Source organism: Kurthia sp. FSL E2-0154 (genome assembly GCF_038003625.1).
Taxonomy (GTDB): Bacteria; Bacillota; Bacilli; order Bacillales_A; family Planococcaceae; genus Kurthia; species Kurthia gibsonii.
Genome location: NZ_JBBOPO010000001.1, coordinates 1,019,771 through 1,044,040, shown reverse-complemented (window position 1 = coordinate 1,044,040; position 24,270 = coordinate 1,019,771). Strand labels below are relative to the sequence as shown.

Below are 24,270 nucleotides of genomic sequence, written 5' to 3'. Positions count from 1 at the left end.
GATTCATGCCCGATTGACATTCGTAGTCTATGTATAAGCGAATGTTATTGATTTTTATTTGTACGCTTCATCACGACTAAGATTACAATTGCTAATACAATAAGCCCCATGGCAGCTACTGAAAAAAGCCATATATCTTGTTGCTTGATTTGAAGTAAATTCAAAAAAGATGAAGTTGTTTCTTCATTGTCTGTAAGTGATGCAACATGGTCTACAGATGAACCGACAATTGTATTGATTTTTAAAAAGCTCATAAACAACCTCCTTACTCTATTGTATTAACAATTACAACGCAAATCAAACATAAATTTTACATTTTTTTCATATTAACTTCAAAATCATTCGATACAATCAAAATATAAAAAGGAGGCTAAATTATGTATGCCTATATTTTTGATGACGAACAAACTTTTGAATCTGTAACTTCTCAAAAGATTGAATTTATTGAATCGTTTTTCTCAATTGAATTACCAAATAGTTACAAAAAACTGATGATGATGCACAATGGGGGCTCGTTAGCCTATTCTACCTTTTCTTCTCGTAAATTACGTGAAGATTCGATTGAAATCGATGTATTTCTGCCTCTTTCTATAGACGAAGGAGTTATTGAATCAAAACAGATTACCACACAGCTTGACATCGATGAACGCTATATCGTATTTGCATGCAGTCATCATATTTTTATTGCTTTTGATTATACAGTGCATAGAAAAGGTAACCCACCTATTGTTTTCATTCACCGTTATACGAAAGAAGTCATAAAAGCCGCACGCCACTTTAAATCATTTATAAAGAAGTTAGATACAGCGTACATGGAAGAGATAAGTGATTTCATTTATACATCTCTTCAATTTGAACGCTATGTAAAAAAAGGAAAATCAGCAACACATATTGCTGCTTGTTTCGAACAATTCTCCTATGAAGCAAATGACTTTGAATGGTATAGTCAATTGGCTATTTATACATTAAAGAGAAAGCAGGATACACAGCTTGCATGGTATATTGGTGCTGGTCTTCTTCAACAAATAAAACTTCATCCACATGAGCGCTGGCCTTTAACTTCACTTCAAGAAGCAATCAACTTGTTACAGGCGTTCCATGATCCCTATGCAAGGAAGCTTGGAAAGCAGTTACAAGCTAAATTGACGAAACCTGAGATGCTAGTATATTAAATATATAAAATCCTGTATATTTGGAATTATATGGGGTTTTTTATTTTTTAAGTGCATATTTATTTTTATAATGGGCTTTTTACTATTTTATATAGACTAGAGAGGTCTATTTATAATTAATTTAAAATGATCATCAAATTTATTTATTACAAATATTATAAAATTATTTCAAAATATGGTATGATGTCCATGTATTTTATTACAAAGGAGTGGTTATTTGAAAAAGCATTTACGTCCGATTGCCGCACTAAGTTTAGGTGCACTATTACTCGCAACACCTATTAGCTCTACACAAGCTGTACAAAAACAACAAAACCTGACACACATGGTTCAAACAACATCTGATGATTCAGCATACGAAAAAAATAAATTGATTATTCGCTCGACAAAAGAATTTACAGCACGCGAATTAAAACAGTTAAATGCAACGAAACAAGAACGTATTTCAGCAATTCAGTATACGGTACTGTCGTTCAAGTCTGAAAAAGCATGGAAAGCCGCAATTCCAAAATTAGCAAAAATGAAACAAGTTGAACGTGTATCATTAAGTCCTATTTATAAAAAATTAGGTAATGTCGATCCGAAAGCAACAAAACAAGCTTTACATACGCTACTGCAATCTCCTGCCGCTCAAAAACTACAAGGTAAGAGCAAAATCAAGGTTGCAGTCATTGATGAAGGTGTCGATGCTACACACCCCGATTTACAAAAAAATATTGTGGCAACAAAGAACACAGTTAATCCTTTACATGTAGCAGAAAAAGGTTCACATGGTACACATGTCGCGGGCATTATTGGCGCAGTAAAAGATAATGGTATTGGCGGATATGGTATGAATCCGAACGCACAAATTTTAGGATATGATGTGTTCAATGGTTCAGATGGTGCGTACGATTACATCATCTCAAAAGCGATAATTCAAGCGACAAAAGATGGTGCAAAAGTTATCAATATGAGTCTTGGTTCTGCTTCCCCTTCTCCTGTAATGGATGAAGCGATTGCGTATGCACACGAAAAAGGAGTTACAGTCATCGCAGCAGCAGGTAATACAGGCACAGATCAAAAGCAATACCCTGCTAGTTATAAAAATGTCATTAGTGTTGGCTCTGTTGGTAATACGAAAAAGTTAAGTGACTTCTCTTCTTACGGTGTATCGACAGATATTGTAGCACCTGGTGAAGATATTTATTCGACAAGTTATCAAAAACGTGGTGCTTCATTTGAAAAAATGAGCGGTACGTCGATGGCTTCTCCTGTTGTAGCAGGCATTGCATCACTGATTTTATCGAAAAATCCAAACTTAACACCTGATCAAGTAGAATATATTTTAGAACATACAACGACTGACTTAGGTGAAAAGGGTTTTGATGCAAAGTTTGGATTTGGACTTGTAAATCCCGTAAAAGCGATGCAGTTCAATCCGAAAAATATTCCTGCTCAAACAACTAAACAGTGGAATGACGAAGAAATTAAACATAGTGCGGAAGATGCAACATTGAACAAACCCGTTACAAAATCACTAAAACAACGCTACGAGCAACAATGGGTTCGTGTCAATGTTACGAAAGGCCAACCTATTCAACTAACAGTAAAAGGTGATAAGTTAGCTGATTTACAACTAGACGTTCGTTTTTATGGTGATGAATCTTCTCAAAAAGCAGTTTATAACAACGCTCGTGAAAACGAAGTAGAATCTAAATATATCGAAGCACCATTTGACGGGGTTATGACTGTAGGTGTGAGCGATGTGAATGGTCGCATTAGTCAATCACCATATGCACTTGATATACAAACAGGCATGTTCCCTGAAGATGAATCAAGTCGCGAGCAAGTGGCTGAATTAACAGACTTAAACAAAACAATTGATAATCAATATTTCCAACCACTTAGTGAGGTAGATGAAGATATCTTCCATTTTAAAGCTACAAAAGATGAACTCGTATCGCTTACACTGTCAAATATTCCAAATGTAACGACGAGCGTGATTGTATATGACAAACTAGGCTTTAATCCTCCTGAGGATGCAACAGAAGAAGTATCACCGATTGTACAAGGCAATAGTTTAAAAGCAAATACGGAGAATACACTATCATTTGCGACAAAAGCTGGAGAGGATTACTATATTGTTCTTAAAAATACAGCTGATGCTGAGATTAATTTTGAACAACTGCTTCAAATGATGATGTCTGGTCAGGAACCAAATTTTGAAATGAAGCCAGAGAGTGCTCTATTCCCTTATGAAGTAACATTTGCGACAAAAGCGATGCCAGCAGATGAAGATCAACTTCCGTATGTTGGAGAAGAAGAACTGAATTTTGAAAATGAAGTAGAACAGATCAAGGCATTAGGTCGTCCGTTTGATTTATCAAAAGAAGTAACGGGTCATTTACAAGGTTCGAGCGACTACGATGCGTATCATTTTAAAACGAATGCGGACGGTATTTATAAACTACACATTCAAACGAAAAATATGCGTAATTTACCGAACGTAGTATTAGCTGAAGCGATGACGGAAACAGTAGATGGTCAAGAAATGGTGGATTTAGAAGACATTTATGATAATACGAGTGACCATACTGCGGATGGTTCTTTCATGATGATGGGATTAAAAGCGAATACAGAATATGTCCTACGTGTTAATGCAAATTATGACCAAACCATTCCTTTTGATGGCTATACATTAAACGTGGAAACAATTAAAACGAAAGTGGCTGATTCATTTGAAGCAAATAATCAGCCTGAACAAGCTGCATCATTCCCGAAATCAGGTAAATTAATTGCCAATGTTTCAACATTTAATGATGTAGATTTCTACTACTATGAAGCACCAAAAACAGGTATTTATAGTGTGGATTATCAGTTGAAAAATTTAACAAAGAATGATTTACAAACATTGCCTACTTTATTGCGCAATCGTTATATTTCAACAGTTCAATTAGTACTAGACAAAAATCATAATAAACGTTTAGATGCCAATGAAATGGAATCTTCTATTTATTTAGAAGATATGCAAAATGATTTATCCTTACATTCTGGTGTCGAAATGAAAAAAGGTGAACATTACTTTGTCGCAGTTCAACCAACGGCATTTGAAGCATTTATGTTCTCTGCTCGTCCATATGAATTAGCGATTCAAGCAGCTCCTTCAGTCGATGAAGATGCAAAAAGTGTCGTTAAAAATAACAAACCTTCGAAACCAATTGCTTTCAAGAAAAAATCAGCTTCTACGGTTTCAGCTTCTGCTTACATGAATGCGGGCTTTACAAACGGTGATGCCGATTGGTTCGTCTATAAAGCAACGAAAAAAGGCAAATTAACGGTAACGCTTGATGTGCCAACAAGCCTAGACGGTGTACTAGAAGTCTATAAAGATGGTAAACGCCTATCCAAAACGGATCTTTACGGTGACGGCGATGCCGAAAAACTGACATTGAACGCATCAAAAGGAACATACTATTTCAAAGTAACAGACCGTTTAAAACGCGCGTCGATTCAACCTTATACACTAACAGTTAAAAAATAAGAAGTAAAAGAGGGACTTAGACAATTCATATTGTCAAAGCCCCTCTTTTTTTATACGATTTAATTGCTTGATTACTTCTGCTTCTTTTAAAAATCGTCCATGTTTCTTCTCTTTAGGAAAGGCGCTTGCATCAAATAACTCAAAATGACGATTTATCCATTTTTCTCGCCAAATATGATGTGACTTTTCTACAATTTGTCGCTCTGTTAAACCGTCATGTTCAAATGCATCACAATCAAAATCATCTACTCCAAACTCAAAACCACAACAGGCACATATTTCATTACTTCCAGCGAAGTCATCGTAATACGGGGGTTCTGCTAATCCCTCATACCCACAAATGGGGCATGTATATCGCGCACACATATTTTATTCCTCCCTAATTTTTAATTCTTTCACCTTTCAAGCATCCTTTATATCATAACATTCTATAGGAATTGGCTATTTTAGGCATCTTTTTAATACAAATTCACGTCATATAAATCACTGCATAGACAAAAGCTTTGTGTTATGATACAAAAGCAATTTATTTACGGGAGTGATTCTTTGAAACCAACAATTTATAAATGGGTATCGACAGTGGCAGCTTCTGCCCTACTATTAACAGCTGCATTGCCAGCACCAGTTGCACAGGCAACTAATTCTTCAATTCAAAAAAATCTTACAAAAAAATCCTATGCAAAACGTACACTTGTTATTCAGTCTTCAAATGACTATACATACCAAGAGATTCAGCAACTGAAAGGTACGATTATACAACAAATTCCAGATCTGCATACAATGGTTGTTCAGTTTAAAACAGATGAAGCGATGAAAAAAGCGATTGATTGGTTTTCACAAGACGCTCGATTTGAACGCCTCTCTCTAAGTCCATTGTATGAAACTTCTGGACAAACGGATGAAAAAGCTTCTTTGCAATATACGCATAAATTATTTCAAACAAAAAAGCTAATGCAACAAACGAAAAAGAAAAAAATTAAAGTTGCTGTCATTGATACTGGTGTCGATGCGAATCATGTTGAATTAAAAGGCCAAGTAAAAAAGGCACTAAATATCGCGAATCCAATGAAAGCACAAGTCAAAAAATCACACGGTACACATGTTGCAGGAATTATAGCAGCGAAAATGAATAATGGTATTGGTGGATATGGTGTTAATCCAAATGCTGAAATTCTATCTTACGATGTTTTCGATGGCTCTGAATATGCTGCTGACTATGATATAGCAAAAGCGATTCTACAGGCAATAAAAGATGGCGCCAAAGTGATTAATTTGAGTTTAGGTAATGAATTATATTCACCTCTTGTCGACCAAGCTGTGCAAAAAGCACATGCAAAAGGAGTCGCAGTATTTGCAGCTTCTGGTAATGACGATACAGACCGCCCGGATTATCCTGCTTCTTTAGAGAATGTCATCAGTATTGGCTCAGTGAATGCGGAGAAAAAACGCAGTGATTTTTCAAATTATGGAGCTTCACTCGATTTAATGGCTCCTGGTGAGGATATTTATTCCACTTCTTATGACGCAACACGTGGCTCAACTTTTGAAATGATGAGTGGCACATCGATGGCTTCACCTGCTGCTGCAGGTATCGCTTCTTCCCTACTTATCAATCACGCTTATTCACCAGAGCAACTTGCCTATGTACTTGAAAAAACAGCAAAAGACCTTGGAACAAAAGGTTATGACTTAAAATATGGTTATGGTTTCATTCAACCACTGGCAGCTCAAAATTTTAAAGGGAACATCCCGACATTTACATCAAAAAAATGGACAAACGCAACCATTTTAAAAGATGCTACGGTTATAAAGGGAACACAAACGAAAAAAGGGACACTTAAACAACCGAATGAAACAAAATGGTATCAAATACCTGTAAAAAAAGGTGAACTAATCCAAGCTACTGCCTCATCTAACAACGTAACGGATTTAAAACTTACTTTAAAAACATTCGGTACAAAAGTTCAAACAAAAACGATTCAAGATACGGGCGTTAGTGAAAAAGAAGCCGGGTTTGTACAGGCAAAAGAAGATGGCAAAGTCGCAATTGGTATTAAAAATGTCTATGGACACGCTAATACACCTTATACACTAGATATTTTAAAACAGTCTAGTAAACCAAAAGATGAAGCTTCGATTAAAAAACCGATGGTATTAAAAAGTACAAATACAAAAGTATATGGACTATATATGAACGAAACAGCTGATGGGGTGGACCAAGACGCCTTTCATATAAAAGCAACAAAAGATGAATTAGTTCAAGTTCAAACATCTGCTCTCCCTGGTGTTGACCTTTCGATTGAAGTCTACAAAAAACAAGATTTATTAAATAAAGAAAGCAGTGCACCACTTGTTTCGATTAATAAAAATGGTATTGGAAAAGCTGAATATGCTTCGTTCCCTGCCACAACAGGTGAAGAATATGAAGTTATCGTATCGAACAGTAGCAATAGTGAAGCAATGCCTGAAGAAGATGTCCTTAATCAATTAAAAGAAGGTGTTGTCTCACCAAAAGCATCTTTACTGCCTTATCAACTGACATTATCAAGTCGTACGATGCCAGCCGATGAAGATTCAATCATATTCAATCCAGAAACAAGTCAAAAAATAGATCGTACAAACCCGACTAAAGTGTATACACTCGAACAATTATTTAAGAAAAAAGGCCGACCATTTGATGTAGTGAATGGTGTAGAAGGCTTTTTACAAGGTTCAACTGACTTAGATGGTTATTACTTCAAAACCACTACTTCTGGTTTTTATGAATTTAATACTGCTGTCGCACACGCTGCTGAACAACCTTCTGTCACAATTTATGAAGTACAAAATGATCCACAAACAGGTATGCGTTCAGAAGAATTTTTAGCTTCCAATAGTACAGAAGACGGCATTATGAAGAAAAAAGCCATTGCGAGTTTACAAGCAAATACGACGTATCTAGTAGAAGTTGGTGTTGGCTCAGTTGGCTCGATTCCGAAAAATGGTTATCGTGTCACAGCGAAAAAATTACAATCGAATATAGTAGACAAATACGAGCAAAACAATGTACCTGAACAAGCAAAAACGATTCGTGTAAATCAAAAAATTACAGCAAATTTTGCACGTCCAAACGATGTAGACTTCTATTACTTTAAAGCACCAAAAGATGGTATCTATCAAATGAAGATGGATTTAAGTCCATTTGATGATACGAAATATTCACAAGAATGGCATAACCTGTACACGAAGTCGATTACAGTTTATGAAGATATCAACCATAATCGTAAAATGGATGGACATGATCTATCTACATTTAAGCCTGTTAGAAATGACTTAAATGATGAGCCAATTAGCGGTTCAATTGAAGCGAAAAAAGGCGATACATTCTTCGTATTAGCTCAACCCACTGCTTTTTTAACAACGGATTTATTCTCGATTTATCCTTATGAGTTAAAAATTCAACAAGTTGTAACAAAAGATGAAGATGCAAAAAATAAAGTGAAAAATAATCGCCCTTCTCACCCTATTTCATTAACGAAGAAAAGTGCCTCGGTTTATGAAAAAACAGGTTATCTAAATCCTGGCCATCTACAAGGTGATGAAGACTGGTATGCATTCAAAAATAAAACAACGAAAAAAGTGCGTTTAGTGTTAAGCGGCGCGGCAGATTTTGACCCTGTCATTACGTTATATGCAAATGGTAAAAAACTTAAAACATTCGATGCATATGGTGTAGGTGATGAAGAAATCGGCTCTTACACGTTCAAGAAAAATACGACCTATGCGATTAAAGTAAAAGACCGTCAAGGAAATGCATTTGTAGATCCTTATAAATTGCGTCTAACATTACAAAAATAACTATTAAAACAGGGGAAACGAATACCGTTTCCCCTGTTTTTTTTAATGGGATGGTCTACTATTTAAAAATACGGGAACGTTTATATGAATGAAGTGACTAGGAGGCGAAGTATATGGAAAATCGTTCAAAACTATTTTTATTAATTGGGATGTTTGCATTCATTATCATTGGTGCTACCTTTTATATTGCGATAAACCAAAGGATAAAGACGATGTTCTCTCTGCCTATAATAAAAACTATACACTAAAGTGAGGCTAGTACTATTTTAAAGCCTCTCTTTTTTATGAAGCTGTTTTTTGTTTTTTTATTTTTTATATAGACTAGAGAGGTTTATTTTAAAAAATAACTTGCAGGTCTTTTACGACCTACAAGTTATTTTTAATTATACGAGTTGTTCAAGTGCTTGCATCGCTTCTAGTACGCGTTCACTCGTTATTTCACCAATTGGCATTAAATGAATTGACTCTGTTGGACTCGTTGTTTTTTCAGCTACTTCTTGCAATCGTTGAGCTGTTACTTCGGTTAAACCTAGCTCTTTTAATGTTTGAGGAAGATGTAATTCCTCATAAAATGTGCGCAACGCTTGTACTTCTTCTGGACGATTTTCAAGCATGAGTTGAACACAGATGCCATAAGCCACTTTTACACCATGTAACAACGCATGACTCTCCTCTAAAGCCGTTAATCCATTATGAACTGCATGTGCACCTGCTGTACGCCCATAATGATCACCATAACCTCCAACCATACCTGCATACATGAACATCACTTCTACCACTTGAATAAAGGCATCATTTAGTACTCTATCATCCATCGCACGTAAAGCCTCTTTTGAATCGCGTAATAATAACTCTTTACACTGTTTCGCTGCTTCATACGAAATCATGAGCGGTACAGGTAAATGCTCGATTGTACGTAATTGTACATCGGCTTCATACCACTTCGCTAACGTATCACCAATACCCGCAACGAATAAATCACGCGGCGCATGAAGTAGTAACTTCGGCTCAATCAATAATAAACTCGTCGCAATTGGATAGATGTCGTAATGATGGAATGCCCCTTCATTATCATAAATAACACTTAGCGGTGTCCACGGTGCGCAGTTAGATGCTAGTGTCGGTAAAACAATTACTTGCTTATGTAATTCATTCGCTGCTGCTTTCGCTAAATCAATTACCTTTCCCCCGCCTAAAGCAACAATCGCATCGACTTCTTTCGCTTTTGTTACCACTTTATCAATCTCAGCGAAAGAACATTCACCTTGATATGTATAAAAAGTTTCTGTCATACTCGGCATCTCTGGCCAATACGCTTTTGCAGCTTCATATGACTTCGTGCCTGTCACAACAAGGATACTTTGGATGCCACGTTGTTGTAATTTTTCTTCTAATAATTCAAAAGCACCTTCTTTTAAAATATATTCACTTGGCGCTGCATGTACTTCAATTGTCTTCATGATGATTGCCTTCTTTCTTTATATGCTATTTACTATGATAAACGATTTTCAGAATATTTTATACTTTAAAAATAACATGAATTCACAAAAAAGATGCTTTTTTCACTTTAATTGACAAGTACATGCTTTTCTTCTATCGTTAGTGTATTCATGTTGGAATATCTAAACGATTCCAACAAAGTAAATGACTTGGAGTGAATTGAACATGAATTGGGCTTTATTAAAAAAGACAGTTTTGGCGAGTGTACTTGGCATCTCGTTAGTTGGCGGATCGATGTTAAACCCAATCGACGCAACACCGAAAACCGTTACAGCGGCTTCTCTTAAAACCGTATCACTTGTGCGTGCGACAGATGGTGATACAGCAACATTTAAGTATAAGGGAAAGAATATGAAAGTGCGCTTCCTACTTGTTGATACACCTGAAACGGTCCACCCTTCTAAGGGAGTTCAACCTTATGGTAAAGAAGCTAGTAACTATACGAAGAATCGCTTAAAAAAAGCAAAAAAAATTCAACTGGATTTTGACCGTACAGGCTATAAAGGTGATAAATACGGACGTAAATTAGCGTATGTGTATGTTGACGGTAAAGACTTGAATTTAGAGCTTGTACGTAAAGGCTATGCTCGCGTTGCATATGTTTACGCACCGAACACGAAATATAAAACGAAATATTTCGTTGCACAGTCTAAAGCAAAAAAAGAAAAGTTACGTATTTGGTCTAAGAAAGGTTATGTAACGAACAGCGGTTTCGCTTCTAAAAAACCTTCTTCTACTGTGACGGTCAACACATCAAAAACATTTAAAAACTGCACTGAATTACGCAAAGTCTATCCAAATGGTGTACCGAAAAGTCACCCTGCTTACCAAGCAAAGATGGACCGCGACCACGATAACTGGGCGTATGAACGCTAATGAATAAAGGAAGTAAGACATCTATGAAAACACTGATTAAATTAGGTTTACTAGCATCCATTAGTTTTGCACTTGTTGGATGCTCGGAAGAAAAAACTGCACCGGTTGAACAACAAACAACCGAGTCAACACAACAAGCAAATGACAATCAAAGTAACACACAAGAAAAACAATCTACTCAAAAAGAAGAAAACACAACATCTTCAAAAGATGAATTCAAAGGCTACAAATTAATCAAAGCGAATGCTTGTAATTTATCTGGGAGTCGTGAAGCAAATGTTGTAGTAGACATCGGCTTTGGAAATCGTGAGTATTGGGCATTTACAAACGAATATGGCCAATTAATTCGCGTCACTGCTAAAAAGATCACCTTACAAAATGATCGTACTGAACAAGTTACATCATCAGGAAGATACTGTAGAGACGAAGCGAAAGTTCCAGGTGTCGAACGTAAAGATTTAGACGAAGGACATGTCATTGCCGATTCACTTGGTGGTGTATCAAATGCTTATAACATTACACCACAAGATAGTACGCTAAACCGTCATGGTGACCAAGCCTATATGGAAGACGCGATTCGTAAAGCAGGTGGCGCAACAGATTTTGAAGCGATTATCACGTATCCAAATACGAAAACACAAATTCCTTCCCGTTATAAATACACATACACAATTAAAGGTAATCGCGTTGTAGATGAATATGCAAACGGTAATCCAGATCAGCGAAATGAAGAACTCGGTTTAACTAAAAAGCAACCGACAACTTCTTCAAAACCACAAACAAAAGGTGACGTATCAGCTGTAGATACAGATGGTAACGGACAAGTCACCATTAAAGAAGCAAAAGCAGCTGGATTCAAAATGCCAATTACAAAAGATCACTGGTTATATCCTTATATGGATGATCGCGACGGTGACGGACTTGTAGGCGAATAAACTTCACAATAAATAAAATACGCTAGGTAATCAATCGATTATCCAGCGTATTTTTTATGCTTGGTTCACATTTGTATAACCAATCATTTATTTTAGTTATCTTCTATTAAGCAAATCCTAAAACATTATTTGGAACTTCTTCCTTCTATTTTCGTTCTTAATCAAAATAGAAAGGAGTGAGAACATATGGGGTTTTGGTATTTTCTGATTTTATTGATGGGTATTGTATTACTGATTACGGCTTTTCGAAAACAATGGATGCCTTCAAAGAAGTGGTTCGCTTCTTTAACAGGTGTCTGTATGATTGCTTTTTCCATTTTTATGTTTCAAGATGGTAGCGCTGAAATCATGCAACAACTACTGAACCGCATGAACATTTCTTTCTAACTATAAAAAACTTCTACAAATGATGTGGAAGTTTTTTATTTTACAAATTATGTTACAATCGAAGCAATCTATGAAAAAGGAGCGAATGAATATGACAGTCATTACTTGCATTGCATCACCTAAAACGGAGGGTAGGCACATTTAAGGAATGACGTATTCTCCGTATTGAAATGAATTTCATTCGGAGGTTACACATGACAACACCATCTATTTATTATGCTTTTACAAGTTCACGCGCATTTTGTTTACAAATTGTTTTCACTTTAAATATCATTTACTACGTTTCAGATGCACAACTGAATCCATTACAGCTTGTTTTAATCGGGACAATTATGGAATTAGCCGTTTTACTATGTGAGATTCCTACGGGGTTAGTCGCTGATTTGTTTGGTCGTAAAAAATCCATTATTATCGGGACAATCATTATTGGAGGTGCGCATCTTTTAGAAGGCAGCATCCCCTCTTTTACAGCGATTGCGATTGCGGCTGCATTATGGGGAATTGGTTGGACATTTATTAGCGGTGCTGAAACTGCATGGATTGCAGATGAAATCACACCAGAACAGCTGGATCACACACTTTTAAATGGTGCAAAATTTAGTTCGATTGGTAGTTTTATCGGTATTCTAACAAGTGTAGCGATTGGCAGTCTATTTACAGTACAAATCGCCATCCTATTCGCTGGTGCTGCATTATTACTCATCGCTTTGCTCTCTATTTTTTGGATTCCTGAAACAAAGTTTGTCCCTATCACACAAGGAAAGCCATCACACCTACATCACATGAAAAGAGCACTACAATCGAGTTGGAATGTGATTCAATCTGACCGAACGCTCCTCTCTTTAGCAAGCATTACATTATTTATGGGTCTCGCTAGTGAAGGATTTGATCGTTTATGGGGCGCTCACTTTATTGAAAACTTCCAATTGAATGAGCATTACACCGTCTATTGGTTCGGCTTATTCTATGCGCTCACATTCTTGCTCAATATTGGTTTACTCAAGTGGATGGAACAAATAGCTACTTCGCATTTTGCGCGTCTACTCATGTGGTTGAATACTGTGCTCATACTATTCATGATTTATTTCGCTTTTACAACACATTTTATAGTAGCTGTTGTACTTTATTTATGTGTTGCTTCACTACGAAATGTGAACCACCCTCTCATGAATAAACAACTAGAATCAAAAGGGCGCGCGACAACACTCTCCTTCTATGGACAAGTTGATGCTTTTGGTCAAGTAGCAGGTGGACCACTTGTTGGACTTATCGCACTTTATACGTCTATTGAAGGTGGACTGTTCGCATCTGCACTACTCATCTTACCTACCATTTATTTTTTACGAATCATGCGAAAAAGCGCATAATATGTAAGAGAGCTTCAGCGTATTTCCGCTGAAGCTCTTTTTAAATTATTTAGATTGTTTATTTGAAAAGCCTCTATTTTGTACTAACCAAATCATACATAAGAAAAAGCAAGCAAATAACATTCTCAAAAGAAAATTGAAAATATATGAAATTGCTTAAAAAATGAATCTTGCAATAAAAAAGTCAACGAAAAACCAATCATCAAAATAAGTCTATATCGGATCATCTTACACAACCTTATACATTTTCACTGTTTTCAGTAAGTGACCATCAAAGTCTTCTTCATATATTTCACGTACTTGAAAACCCTTCGCTTCGTAAAAACGCATGCCAATTTGATTGTCTTGTTCTACTTCTACCTCAATCATTTCTACACCAGCTACATCTTCATGAAGCTTTTGTAAAAAAGCTGTCCCTACTCCTTTTCCTTGTAGCGCCGGATGAATGTAAATTGCGTATAGCGTAACCATACCATTTACTACAGGTGAGAAATGGGCAAAACCTCTTACTGCTTCCTCTGTTTCAACTACATAGAAAAAGCCATGCTGTAAACGTTGGAATAAGCGAGATTCTTCATAGGCTTGTTGTAAAAAAGCATCTTGAATAGAACGTGGAATGATGCCCTCATATGTTGTGTGCCATGTCTCCGTCGCCACTTGTTGCACAGCTAAAGCATCTTGTTTTGTCATATTTCGAATACTATACATTGTTTACGCCCCTACTTCACTACAAATTTCAATATAATGTCCGTCTGGGTCTGCTATATAGGCAACTGTTTGTCCCCATGGTTTCGTTACAGGTTCTTTTATAATCTGTGCGCCTTTTGCACGCAAGATATCGATTGTCTGTGCAACATCTTCCACTGTAAATGCAACTTCAAATGTTGCTGTTTTTTCCTGCTCTTGTGGAACAGTCAAGCCAATTTCTTCTCTTACAGAATCTCGTGTATTGATCGCGAATGTCGTCTGTCCTGTATCAAACTCCACATATGTACCCTGCTGCATCTTAACAGATAATTGCAGCACATCTTTGTAAAACGTATAGGCTTGGTCAAAATCAGAGACGTATAAAATAATATAGCGTAATGTACAATTCAACATCATCATTCCTTTCTATTCATTTTATGGAATTATACGGATGTTCAAGTAGGATGTAAAGAGAAAAGAGGATGGGACATAAGTGTAAAAACACCATCCTACATGAGCATAAGAAAAACTGGAATCGCGCTATTGTGCGGTTCCAGTTTTTCGTTGTGAACTCTAAAAAAGGAAAATGAGATGTTCTGTCCCATCCTCACTTTTACTTTATTTAATTTTGCCACCGAAAACAGGATAGATGCTATCTTTTCCGTAGCTTTCGATTTTTTCGATTTGTTTTAAAGCTTCCATATCTGCTTCATTAATTTCAAAATCAAGTGCTGTATTTTCTTCTATATGTGTACGATCAGTTGATTTTGGAATAACCGATAAACCTAGTTGTAAATCATAGCGTAAACAAAGCTGTGCTACAGATACACCGTAATGTTCTGCCATTACTTGAAGACAAGGGTGTTGTAACACTTCACCATGTCCAATTGGCGAATATGCTTCCACGAGAATAGCGTGTTTTTGACAAAACTCGATTAATTCGAATTTGAAGGTAATACCCATAGCTTATTATACGATAAGTCTTTATTTTCTGAAAATGTAATGACTTTTACAAAAAATCTTTATTTATGTGAAATATAACGCTCTCACATCTGTATTTCCAAGTGACTGCCACTTAATTTGTTGGAAGGCATATTGGAAGCCAGCAGGTAAGTAATACTTCTGTTCGACTTGTTGCATACTTTCAGGTGTTTGATTGTATTGTTCATATAGTGCATGCTTTGAACCATCGCCTAATACACGCGCAGCATATAACTTGGCAATCGGCTGTAGCTCTGGTTTCTCCTGCCATGTAGCAGGACGATCTAGTAAACTATGTGCGATATGATTGATTGCATTTAGATGTACATAAAGCATACCTGCAACATCATGTGGCAATGTTTTACGAACTTCACTTGGTAAACGTTTTAATGCTTGTAGCACTTGTTCATCTTCATTTTGTAATAAGATTTGATCCATATGTAGCGTTAAGTGTGTCGCTGCAAGATGAAAACGAAGTGCAATCTCTCCGTCACCTTTTAAATAATAAATTTTCGCAATCGAATGTAATAGCCCTGCACTAATGCCCTGTTCTCGCTGATGGAGTTGATAATACTGTAATGCCTCATCAAATTGCTTTTTCTTTTTCGCTTGCATCGCTTGCTCTATTCTATTCATAAACTCCACTCCTCTATTTGTTCAGTATACTACGTAAAAAAAACAAATGTAATAGATTAGAAATGACAGGTTTCTGAACAAAGACATAGGACTACTAATAAAGAGCAATCAGGTCTCGACAACCTCATTGCTTTCATTTTATTTTTTCGCTTTATTGTACGTAACAGGTGCATTCATTGGAATCGTTTGTTGCTTACTAATTTTATATCCTTTTGAAGTAGGCGGCGCAATCACTTTAACAGACGTTCCTGCTCGAAATGTTTTATACGACTGATTAAACTTTAACTTTCCATAATATAATGTTGTAGCACTTGATTTGTATAAGATTTTACCATTCGTTAGATAATATTTACTGCCGACTACTTTATAAATTGGTAATGGAGTAGTAGGTTTTATTTTCTTGTAGAAATCTCCATCACTTTTGTACAAATTTACAGTTTTACCTTTTGAAACAGAAACATGTGCAATTACTTTAGACTTTGGGTCTTTCTGTGTTGTGAAAGACCATTGATATTTAATTCTTTTCTTTGAATTTTTATCTATAAAGTCTACTTTTGCAGTGTATTTAGTGTTGTATTTTAAAGGTTGTTTTGGTGCATTTAATGTCCCGTAAGAGTTTTTTGTTATATCGTAATATACATCTACTTTTTTACCCTTGTTGTCATATAAATGTATTTTAACATTTGAAGTATCTACATCCCCAGTATCCACATCTACTGCAGGTGCATAAAACAGATATGTTCCCGTTTTATAAGGTGTACCTTTAAAACTTTCCATTGGGTCTGGTGTTTCCATCCCTAAATATTGTACAATCGGTACATTAGTAGCACCATCTCTTGGTAGAGTAAAAGTTTTTTCTAAATGCTTTTCATATGCTTCCTCCTCATCATAATTCATTGCTTTACCTAAAACAATTACCCCATAACCACCTTTTTTAGAGAATCCCACATCTTTGACAGTGTAGCTTAGTAGAGATGTTTTATGGTCAATTGTATGTCTATCAATATTTTTTAATGAAGATACACCGTCTTTCTCGGGAGTTATAAGTTCAGCTACACCTCTGAATTGCTCATACTTCGGTTTATACTTATAATATTTTGTTCTACCATTTACCGAAATCTCTGTGTAGTATTTATTTCCTTTTCTTTGGTAATGTCCCGCATAATAACCCCAATAGTTGAGATAAGTTGAATGATTCTGTGCTGCTTTTGTAAGTTCTGGATTTAATTTTACAGTGCCTAAGCCATATTCTTTTCTTAATTTATTCAAATAATTTAATGCGTCTACTTGGTCTTGTGTGTAGTTATAACCATCAATCTTTATATATTTTGTGGATGCTGTTGCTTTAGCTACATTGTTATCCTTGTTCTTTGTTAAATCATCACTTAAAACACCTAATGCTATAATACCTGTTAATGCCAATAGCATGGTGTGTTTGAATTTCACCATTCATATGAACCCATTTTTTTGTATAAATTTCCACTTTTATTATTTTATCTTATTCTAGTTTCTTGTCAACTGACATGAGCATTCATATTACAATGAATATGATTGGATTTTTAAGTTTTTTCACGCCTCAAACTTCATAATGAACGGATTCGAAGGGCTGTTTAGCTTATATATCTATTAGATTTTTAATATTACTAGCATTATTTATTGTAGAGCCAAAAAAGAGGATGGGACATAAGTGTAAAAACACCATCCTACATGAGCATAAGAAAAACTGGAATCGCGCTATTGTGCGGTTCCAGTTTTTCGTTGTGAACTCTAAAAAAGGAAAATGAGATGTTCTGTCCCATCCTCCTCACTTCTATTCTGCTTCTTCAGGTGGTTGTACTGTAATGCGTACAATCGCACCGTCTGTTGCGGTATTCACTGCGGGTGAACCGTTTGATAGACGATCTGCATGGCGATATTGGTCGGTTGAGATGACTTCGACAATCTCTTTTTCCGTCGCAATTTCTACCGTTGTACCACGTGCGACACGTAGCACGGCTTCAATGCGATGTGGATTTGTTTTTAGTTCGCGTAATGTTTGAAGACCGCGTTTTGCACGTCCTGTCGGTTCGTATTCCTTAATCGACATCTTCTTCACTGAACCGCGTGTTGTAATGATGAGAACATCGCCTGCATCTTCTGGCGATACAATCGTTGTTGCGGCAATATAATCATCGTCTTTTAGATTAATTGCTTTAATACCTGCTGTTCGTACACTTGTTGGTGGTACTTCCTCCAGTGGGAAGCGTACGGCAAAACTCATATACGTTGTTAAGATGACATCTTGGTCCTCTGCTACGACATCTGCAAATTGTAATTCATCATCTTTTTTCAGATTTACTGCTTTGAATGGCTTATTATAACGTGTGACAAAGTACTCTTTTAAAAGTGTTCGCTTAATTTGACCATATTTTGAAACCGTCACAACATATAATGGTGCTTCGAAATCTTCGACACCCACTACTCGAATAATACGTTCTTCTGCATCTGTCACATTGACCAAGCTTGAAATATGTTGCCCTAAGTCTTTCCAACGAATATCTGGTAACTCGTGAATCGGTTGGAAAATATAATGTCCTTTGTTTGTGAAAAGAAGCACATGTTGTTGCGTATTCAATTGTTGTTTAAAGACAATTTCATCCGATTCCTTCATCGCAAAACCTTCGCCATTTGAAGATTTATATGAACGTAGACTCGTACGCTTCACATAACCATCTTTTGTGACAGATACCATCACATCTTCTGATGGAATTAATACATCCATGTTCAACTTAATCTCTGCAATTTCTTCTTGAATAAGTGAACGACGATCTTCTTTAAAACGTTTACGAATATCAAGTAATTCTTTTTTCAAGACAGCCACAAGTGTTTTTTCATCTTGTAAAATGCCTTCTAATTCCGCAATGGTCGCATTCAATGTCGCTTCTTCTTCACGTAATTCCGTAATATCGGTATTCGTTAAACGGTACAGTTGCAGCGATACAATCGCTTCTGCTTGTACTTCTGTAAAGTCGAATTTCGTCTCTAAATTGTTTTTTGCATCTTTTTTATCTTTTGATGCACGAATCGCTTGAATAACTTCGTCTAAAATCGATAGTGCCTTCATCAGACCTTCTACAATATGTAGACGTGCATGTGCTTTTCGTAAATCAAATTGGCTACGTTTCGTAATAATCTCTTTTTGGTGCTTGATATACGCATCTAACATCATCGGTAATGTCATCATCGTTGGACGACGGTCGTGAATCGCAATCATGTTAAAGTTATAGGCTACTTGTAAATCCGTATTTTTAAAGAGATATTGTAAAATCGGTTCTGCTGGAATGTCACGACGCATCTCGATAACGATTCGCAAACCTTGACGATCCGATTCATCACGTACTTCTGCAATACCTTCTAAGCGCTTATCGACACGTAACTCATCTATTTTTTTCACAAGATTGGCTTTATTTACGTCGTATGGAATTTCATCAACGACAATTTGCTCTTTTGAACCTTTTAATGTTTCAATGCGTGTTTTGGCACGTACAACAATTTTACCGCGACCCGTTTCATACGCTTTTTTAATTCCTGCCACACCTTGAATAATCCCACCTGTTGGGAAGTCAGGACCTGAAATGACTTTCATCAGTTCATCCACTGTGGCATTTTGATTTTTCAATCGCATGAGTACTGCATCGATGACTTCATGCAGTGCGTGCGGTGGAATATCTGTCGCATAACCTGCAGAAATTCCTGTCGAACCGTTTACTAATAAGTTTGGGAAGCGTGCAGGTAATACAGTTGGCTCCATATCCTGGTCATCAAAGTTTGGAATGAAATCAACCGTCTCTTTTTGAAGATCGCGTAACATTTCACCTGCAATACTTGATAAACGTGCTTCTGTATAACGCATCGCAGCAGGTGAGTCACCGTCTAACGAACCGTTATTCCCGTGCATCTCAACGAGTGGATGACGTGATTTCCAATCTTGTGATAGACGAACCATCGCTTCATACACTGAACTATCGCCATGTGGGTGATAATTCGCAATTACATTCCCTACTGTTTTAGCAGATTTACGGAATGGCTTATCATGCGTATTATGATCCATAAACATCGCATATAAAATACGACGTTGTACAGGCTTCAATCCGTCACGAGCATCTGGTAATGCACGATCTTGAATAATATATTTACTATAACGACCAAATCGGTCACCAATAACCTCTTCTAAAGGCAGATCTTGAAATTGCTCTTTCTCTGTCATTTACAGATCCCCCTGCTCTTCATTTTTCTCGATAAATTCACTTTCTAAAATGTTGTCATCTTCTTCTAATCCGAAGTCAACATGTGTTTCAATCCAATTACGACGTGGCTCTACTTTATCGCCCATTAATGTCGCAACACCGCGCTCTGCACGTTCTAAATCGTTAATTTTCACACGAATTAATGTACGTGTTTCAGGATTCATCGTCGTATCCCATAACTGGTCAGCATTCATCTCACCAAGACCTTTATAGCGTTGTAAAACATAGCCTTTTCCGACTTTTTGAATTGCCTGATTTAATTCACGTTCTGTCCATGCATATTCAATGACTTCTTTACGTCCTGTACCTTTAGATACTTTATAAAGCGGTGGTAGAGCGATATAGACCTTCCCTGCTTCCACAAGTGGTCGCATGTAACGGAAGAAGAATGTTAATAATAATACTTGAATGTGCGCACCATCTGTATCGGCATCGGTCATAATGATCACTTTATCATACGCTGCATCTTCTACATTAAAGTCTGCACCGACACCCGCACCAACAGCATGAATGATTGTCGCGATCTCTTCGTTTTTCATAATGTCTTGTAATTTTGCTTTTTCAGTATTAATGACTTTACCGCGAAGTGGCAAAATCGCTTGGAATGAACGGTCACGCCCTTGTTTTGCTGAGCCACCTGCTGAATCTCCTTCGACTAAATACAGTTCATTTTTCGCCGCATTTTTTGATTGTGCTGGCGTTAACTTACCTGATAATAGCGTCGATTGCTTTTTATTCTTTTTGCCATTACGTGCATCTTCTCTCGCCTTACGTGCTGCTTCACGTACTTGTTGTGCGCGAATCGCTTTACGCACAAGTGATGTACTAAGCTCTGCATTTTCTTCTAGCATGTACATTAATTGTGTCGAGACGACTTGATCAACTGCACTACGCGCTTCGCTTGTACCTAGTTTTCCTTTTGTTTGTCCTTCAAACTGTAGTAAGCCTTCTGGGATTCGAACGGAAACAATTGCAGCCAATCCTTCACGAATATCTGAGCCCTCTAGGTTTTTATCTTTTTCTTTTAATAAGCCTACTTTACGTGCATATTCGTTAAAAGCGCGCGTTAAAGCAGCTTTCGCACCTGTTTCATGTGTACCGCCATCACGTGTACGCACATTATTTACGAAAGATAGAATGGTTTCTGAATAACCGTCATTGTATTGGAACGCAAACTCCACTTCAATTTGGTCCTGTGTACCTTCTACATATTTGACTGGGTGTAGCACATCTTTTTCATCATTTAAATAAGCTACGAATGCTTCAATCCCGTTCTCATAATGATACACCTCATGTTTTTCTGTATTTTCATCAATTAACTCGATTTTTAACCCTTTTAATAAGAAAGCCGATTCACGTAATCGTTCTGCTAATGTATCGAAATTATATTTTGTAACGGAGAAAATCGTTGGATCTGGCTTAAAATGAACCAGTGTCCCTGTCTCTTTCGTTTTACCTAGCTGTTCTAGCGTCGTTACAGGCGTTCCACCGTTTTCAAAACGCATTTGATACTTAGTACCTTCTCGGTAAATTGTTACTTCTAAAAACGACGACAGCGCGTTTACAACGGATGAACCTACACCATGTAGTCCTCCTGAAGTTTTGTAGCCACCTTGACCGAATTTACCACCTGCATGAAGTACAGTAAAGATAACCTCTGGTGTAGGCTTCCCTGTTTTGTGCATACCTGTAGGCATACCTCGACCGAAGTCGCGTACGCTGATGGATTGATCTTCATGTAATGTGACGATAATGTGGTTACCGAAGCCTGCTAGCGCTTCATCAACTGCGTTATCGACGATTTCGTAAACGAGATGATGTAAACCTCTACTATCCGTCGACCCTATGTACATCCCTGGTCTTTTTCTTACTGCTTCAAGACCTTCAAGTACTTGAATATCATCTTCATTATAAGACGATAGTGTATTATTTTTCGTCAAAAAAAATCCTCTCCTAACACGAACATCTGTTTCGCTTTATTTAAGTCTAGTATGAACTTAGCGTTTCTGTCAACAGCATACAGGCTATATATAAGGCTTGATTATACACTAAATCATTGAATTTACAAATATAGCTAGCTACTGTTCAACGTTTTTTACATAGCCTTCTTATTATAAGAGTAAATTTTGCTTTGTGGCAAACAGTTACTGTATTTTTATTGCGAAATAAACGATTTCAGCATAAACTGAAAACACCTACATTGTCTTATTGTTCCAAAAGCGTAAGCATGATAAAATATTATGACAATATATTAGTACCTGTAACTAAGAGAAAAAGAAGGAGCATTCATATATGAATACCGCAATCGTCATTATTCTAGCCTATTTAATTGGCTCCATCCCATCTGGTCTATGGATTGGTCAACTGTTCTATAAAACAGACATTCGAAAGCATGGTAGTGGGAATCTAGGTGCTACAAACACATTTCGCGTACTTGGTAAAAAAGCCGGTGCGGTTGTCACAGTCATGGATATCTTAAAAGGAACGCTCGCTACGTTATTACCCACGTTTGCGATTCTTTCAAACAGTCATGTTCATCCGCTTGTAGCTGGTGTCATCGCTGTTGTCGGGCATATGTTCCCAATCTTCGCGAAATTCCGCGGAGGTAAAGCTGTCGCAACATCTGCGGGTGTGCTATTTGGTTATCACTGGCCCATCTTCGTCATTTTATTAATTGCTTTCCTACTTTGTTTAAAAGCATTTAAAATGGTGAGTCTTGCTTCGATGTTCGCCGCAGTCGTTGCATTCATTTATGGATTAACGTATGCTGTACTTGACCAAGAATATTTACTATTCGCTGTTGTCACAGCTCTTGCAACATTCGTTATTTATCGCCACCGCGCAAACATAAAACGAATCAAAGAGGGTACAGAACCTAAAGTAACGTGGATTTAAAATCAAAAGGAGTGTGCATGTATATGGAAATTTTGATTACAGATGAAGCAATCAAGTGGTTTCAAAAAGAGATGGACTTAGAGCCTGGCGCACATATTCGCTTCTTTGCTCGCTATGGTGGCTCAAATCCCTTCCACGAAGGTTATTCCATCGGCATGAATACAGATACACCGATTGACGCTGCTGTTGTCACTGAACAAGGCGGTTACCGCTTCTTCATCGAAACAGACGATCTCTGGTTCTTTGACGGACATGATTTTAAAGTAAAAGTCGACAATGACTTAGACGAACTTTTATACGAATATGTTGACTAGAAGAATGGGTGCATACCCATTCTTTTTTATTTGGAGTGGGATGTGTGGAAGGTGGGGTGGGGCATTCGACCGTCCAAACGAGACATTCGAGGGCGAAAATGGGGCACTCGCAGCTTGATTCGGGTCACTCGCTCCTGAAAATGAGACATTCGAGAGCGAAAATGGGTCACTCGCCCAAACAACCTAAATTGCCCCCTTTTTGTACTTTCTTCAAGGCTTTTGAGTAATTCAAAAAGACTTCAGTTGACTAGAATGGTGTGAATTCGAACATTCGACCCGCGTTTTGGGACATTCGTCGAAGTGTTTGGGGCACTCGCCCATCGATTCGGGCATTCGACCGGCAAAACGGGACATTCGAGGGCGAAATCGGGTCACTCGCCTACTACACGTACTTCATAAAAAAAACCAGAATGCGCTCATTCTGGTTTTTCTTCTGCAATTTCTAAATAGCGTTCGTACCATGCTGGGTCAATTTTCATCATAGAAACTGGGCGGAAAGAGTCTTTTCTAACAACGATATGTTCAGTTGTTGCTGTTGCAGCAACTGTTCCGTCTTCATGGAGTATCTCGTAACCGTAGACTGTACGTAAACGGTCCTGTGTTTTTACCCATGTGCGAATTTTAGCAGGCTTACCATAGCGCAGTGCAGCCTTGTAGGAAATGTTTACGTTCATAACAGGTGAAACATAGCCCGCATCCTCTAACTCTGTTACAGAGAAGCCTAGGTCTTTAATCAGCTGTGTTCTACCTATCTCTAGCCAAATGACATAGTTTGCGTGGTAGACAACACCCATTTGATCCGTTTCTGCGTAACGAATTTCAATCTCTTTTTCACTTATATACATGCTTTCTTCACCTCTTGTAATAGTATATC

At 37.2% G+C, this 24,270-nt stretch carries 20 protein-coding genes; 9 read left to right on the top strand and 11 right to left on the bottom strand.

The genetic code is table 11. From position 1 onward, the window contains the following. Positions 1–44: 44 nt before the first annotated feature. Positions 45–254, bottom strand: a complete 210-nt coding sequence (locus MHB75_RS05000) for a hypothetical protein (protein WP_068453508.1) — start codon at positions 252–254, stop codon at positions 45–47. A 123-nt stretch (positions 255–377) separates the two neighbouring features. Here MHB75_RS05000 and MHB75_RS04995 point away from each other — a divergent pair, with 123 nt between their 5' ends. Both MHB75_RS04995 and MHB75_RS04990 read left to right on the top strand, forming a co-directional pair. Next, positions 378–1,172, top strand: coding sequence for an SMI1/KNR4 family protein (locus tag MHB75_RS04995; protein ID WP_340996221.1), 795 nt, complete (start codon positions 378–380; stop codon positions 1,170–1,172). A 217-nt stretch (positions 1,173–1,389) separates the two neighbouring features. Further along, on the top strand, positions 1,390–4,695 hold the full coding sequence (locus MHB75_RS04990) for a S8 family peptidase (protein WP_340996220.1): 3,306 nt from the start codon (positions 1,390–1,392) through the stop codon (positions 4,693–4,695). A 33-nt stretch (positions 4,696–4,728) separates the two neighbouring features. Here the strand turns inward: MHB75_RS04990 and MHB75_RS04985 are convergent, their stop codons facing one another. Next, positions 4,729–5,061 carry a hypothetical protein gene (locus tag MHB75_RS04985; protein ID WP_141273476.1) on the bottom strand — a complete coding sequence of 111 codons (333 nt, stop codon included), beginning with the start codon at positions 5,059–5,061 and terminating at the stop codon, positions 4,729–4,731. Between the two features lie 180 nt (positions 5,062–5,241). On the opposite strand from MHB75_RS04985, the gene MHB75_RS04980 reads away from it, so the two are divergent. Further along, entirely contained in the window at positions 5,242–8,532 is a 3,291-nt protein-coding gene (locus tag MHB75_RS04980) for a S8 family peptidase (RefSeq protein ID WP_340996218.1), read from the top strand. A gap of 383 nt (positions 8,533–8,915) precedes the next feature. Here MHB75_RS04980 and MHB75_RS04975 read toward each other — a convergent pair whose 3' ends face one another. Continuing rightward, positions 8,916–9,992 carry an iron-containing alcohol dehydrogenase family protein gene (locus MHB75_RS04975; RefSeq protein WP_340996217.1) on the bottom strand — a complete coding sequence of 359 codons (1,077 nt, stop codon included), beginning with the start codon at positions 9,990–9,992 and terminating at the stop codon, positions 8,916–8,918. Between the two features lie 205 nt (positions 9,993–10,197). On the opposite strand from MHB75_RS04975, the gene MHB75_RS04970 reads away from it, so the two are divergent. The 4 genes from MHB75_RS04970 (at position 10,198) to MHB75_RS04955 (ending at position 13,597) form a co-directional block, all read left to right on the top strand. Continuing rightward, entirely contained in the window at positions 10,198–10,908 is a 711-nt protein-coding gene (locus tag MHB75_RS04970) for a thermonuclease family protein (RefSeq protein WP_340996215.1), read from the top strand. Positions 10,909–10,931: 23 nt separating this feature from the next. Beyond that, complete coding sequence (locus MHB75_RS04965) at positions 10,932–11,843, top strand: DNA/RNA non-specific endonuclease (protein WP_285216345.1); 912 nt, start codon at positions 10,932–10,934, stop codon at positions 11,841–11,843. Between the two features lie 186 nt (positions 11,844–12,029). Then, positions 12,030–12,230 carry a hypothetical protein gene (locus MHB75_RS04960; RefSeq protein WP_141273486.1) on the top strand — a complete coding sequence of 67 codons (201 nt, stop codon included), beginning with the start codon at positions 12,030–12,032 and terminating at the stop codon, positions 12,228–12,230. A 194-nt stretch (positions 12,231–12,424) separates the two neighbouring features. After that, on the top strand, positions 12,425–13,597 hold the full coding sequence (locus MHB75_RS04955) for an MFS transporter (RefSeq protein WP_340996213.1): 1,173 nt from the start codon (positions 12,425–12,427) through the stop codon (positions 13,595–13,597). A 228-nt stretch (positions 13,598–13,825) separates the two neighbouring features. Here MHB75_RS04955 and MHB75_RS04950 read toward each other — a convergent pair whose 3' ends face one another. The 7 genes from MHB75_RS04950 to parE form a co-directional block, all read right to left on the bottom strand. After that, on the bottom strand, positions 13,826–14,305 hold the full coding sequence (locus MHB75_RS04950) for a GNAT family N-acetyltransferase (protein WP_340996210.1): 480 nt from the start codon (positions 14,303–14,305) through the stop codon (positions 13,826–13,828). Between the two features lie 3 nt (positions 14,306–14,308). Beyond that, positions 14,309–14,695 carry a VOC family protein gene (locus tag MHB75_RS04945; protein ID WP_340998566.1) on the bottom strand — a complete coding sequence of 129 codons (387 nt, stop codon included), beginning with the start codon at positions 14,693–14,695 and terminating at the stop codon, positions 14,309–14,311. 207 nt (positions 14,696–14,902) lie between these two features. Beyond that, on the bottom strand, positions 14,903–15,190 hold the full coding sequence (locus MHB75_RS04940; RefSeq protein ID WP_340996207.1) for an aldo/keto reductase: 288 nt from the start codon (positions 15,188–15,190) through the stop codon (positions 14,903–14,905). A gap of 120 nt (positions 15,191–15,310) precedes the next feature. Beyond that, positions 15,311–15,901 (bottom strand): hypothetical protein, encoded by a 591-nt coding sequence (locus MHB75_RS04935; RefSeq protein ID WP_340996204.1) that lies wholly within the window; start codon positions 15,899–15,901, stop codon positions 15,311–15,313. Between the two features lie 138 nt (positions 15,902–16,039). Then, on the bottom strand, positions 16,040–17,350 hold the full coding sequence (locus tag MHB75_RS04930) for a CAP domain-containing protein (protein WP_340996203.1): 1,311 nt from the start codon (positions 17,348–17,350) through the stop codon (positions 16,040–16,042). A 361-nt stretch (positions 17,351–17,711) separates the two neighbouring features. Then, a complete protein-coding gene (parC, locus tag MHB75_RS04925) occupies positions 17,712–20,147 on the bottom strand; it encodes a DNA topoisomerase IV subunit A (RefSeq protein WP_340996201.1) in 2,436 nt (811 codons plus the stop codon). Beyond that, on the bottom strand, positions 20,148–22,127 hold the full coding sequence (gene parE, locus MHB75_RS04920) for a DNA topoisomerase IV subunit B (protein ID WP_068453543.1): 1,980 nt from the start codon (positions 22,125–22,127) through the stop codon (positions 20,148–20,150). A gap of 352 nt (positions 22,128–22,479) precedes the next feature. Between parE and plsY the strand changes: the two genes are divergently transcribed. Then, positions 22,480–23,082 carry a glycerol-3-phosphate 1-O-acyltransferase PlsY gene (gene plsY / locus MHB75_RS04915; RefSeq protein WP_141273498.1) on the top strand — a complete coding sequence of 201 codons (603 nt, stop codon included), beginning with the start codon at positions 22,480–22,482 and terminating at the stop codon, positions 23,080–23,082. Between the two features lie 23 nt (positions 23,083–23,105). After that, entirely contained in the window at positions 23,106–23,396 is a 291-nt protein-coding gene (locus MHB75_RS04910) for a HesB/YadR/YfhF family protein (RefSeq protein ID WP_068453547.1), read from the top strand. 416 nt (positions 23,397–23,812) lie between these two features. On the opposite strand, the gene MHB75_RS04905 is transcribed toward MHB75_RS04910, so the two are convergent. Continuing rightward, the gene (locus MHB75_RS04905; protein ID WP_340996197.1) at positions 23,813–24,241 is read right to left on the bottom strand and encodes an acyl-CoA thioesterase; all 429 of its coding nucleotides are present in this window, start codon (positions 24,239–24,241) and stop codon (positions 23,813–23,815) included. Positions 24,242–24,270 lie beyond the last annotated feature (29 nt).

Excerpts from the sequence above, each read along its gene's own strand:
- MHB75_RS04955 (WP_340996213.1), top strand. The coding sequence starts at position 12,425 with ATGACAACACCATCTATTTATTATGCTTTTACAAGTTCACGCGCATTT.
- MHB75_RS04985 (WP_141273476.1), bottom strand. The coding sequence starts at position 5,061 with ATGTGTGCGCGATATACATGCCCCATTTGTGGGTATGAGGGATTAGCA.
- MHB75_RS04935 (WP_340996204.1), bottom strand. The coding sequence starts at position 15,901 with ATGAATAGAATAGAGCAAGCGATGCAAGCGAAAAAGAAAAAGCAATTT.
- MHB75_RS05000 (WP_068453508.1), bottom strand. The coding sequence starts at position 254 with ATGAGCTTTTTAAAAATCAATACAATTGTCGGTTCATCTGTAGACCAT.
- MHB75_RS04970 (WP_340996215.1), top strand. The coding sequence starts at position 10,198 with ATGAATTGGGCTTTATTAAAAAAGACAGTTTTGGCGAGTGTACTTGGC.
- plsY (WP_141273498.1), top strand. The coding sequence starts at position 22,480 with ATGAATACCGCAATCGTCATTATTCTAGCCTATTTAATTGGCTCCATC.
- MHB75_RS04975 (WP_340996217.1), bottom strand. The coding sequence starts at position 9,992 with ATGAAGACAATTGAAGTACATGCAGCGCCAAGTGAATATATTTTAAAA.
- MHB75_RS04960 (WP_141273486.1), top strand. The coding sequence starts at position 12,030 with ATGGGGTTTTGGTATTTTCTGATTTTATTGATGGGTATTGTATTACTG.
- MHB75_RS04930 (WP_340996203.1), bottom strand. The coding sequence starts at position 17,350 with ATGGTGAAATTCAAACACACCATGCTATTGGCATTAACAGGTATTATA.
- MHB75_RS04950 (WP_340996210.1), bottom strand. The coding sequence starts at position 14,305 with ATGTATAGTATTCGAAATATGACAAAACAAGATGCTTTAGCTGTGCAA.
- parC (WP_340996201.1), bottom strand. The coding sequence starts at position 20,147 with ATGACAGAGAAAGAGCAATTTCAAGATCTGCCTTTAGAAGAGGTTATT.
- MHB75_RS04965 (WP_285216345.1), top strand. The coding sequence starts at position 10,932 with ATGAAAACACTGATTAAATTAGGTTTACTAGCATCCATTAGTTTTGCA.
- MHB75_RS04910 (WP_068453547.1), top strand. The coding sequence starts at position 23,106 with ATGGAAATTTTGATTACAGATGAAGCAATCAAGTGGTTTCAAAAAGAG.
- MHB75_RS04995 (WP_340996221.1), top strand. The coding sequence starts at position 378 with ATGTATGCCTATATTTTTGATGACGAACAAACTTTTGAATCTGTAACT.
- MHB75_RS04905 (WP_340996197.1), bottom strand. The coding sequence starts at position 24,241 with ATGTATATAAGTGAAAAAGAGATTGAAATTCGTTACGCAGAAACGGAT.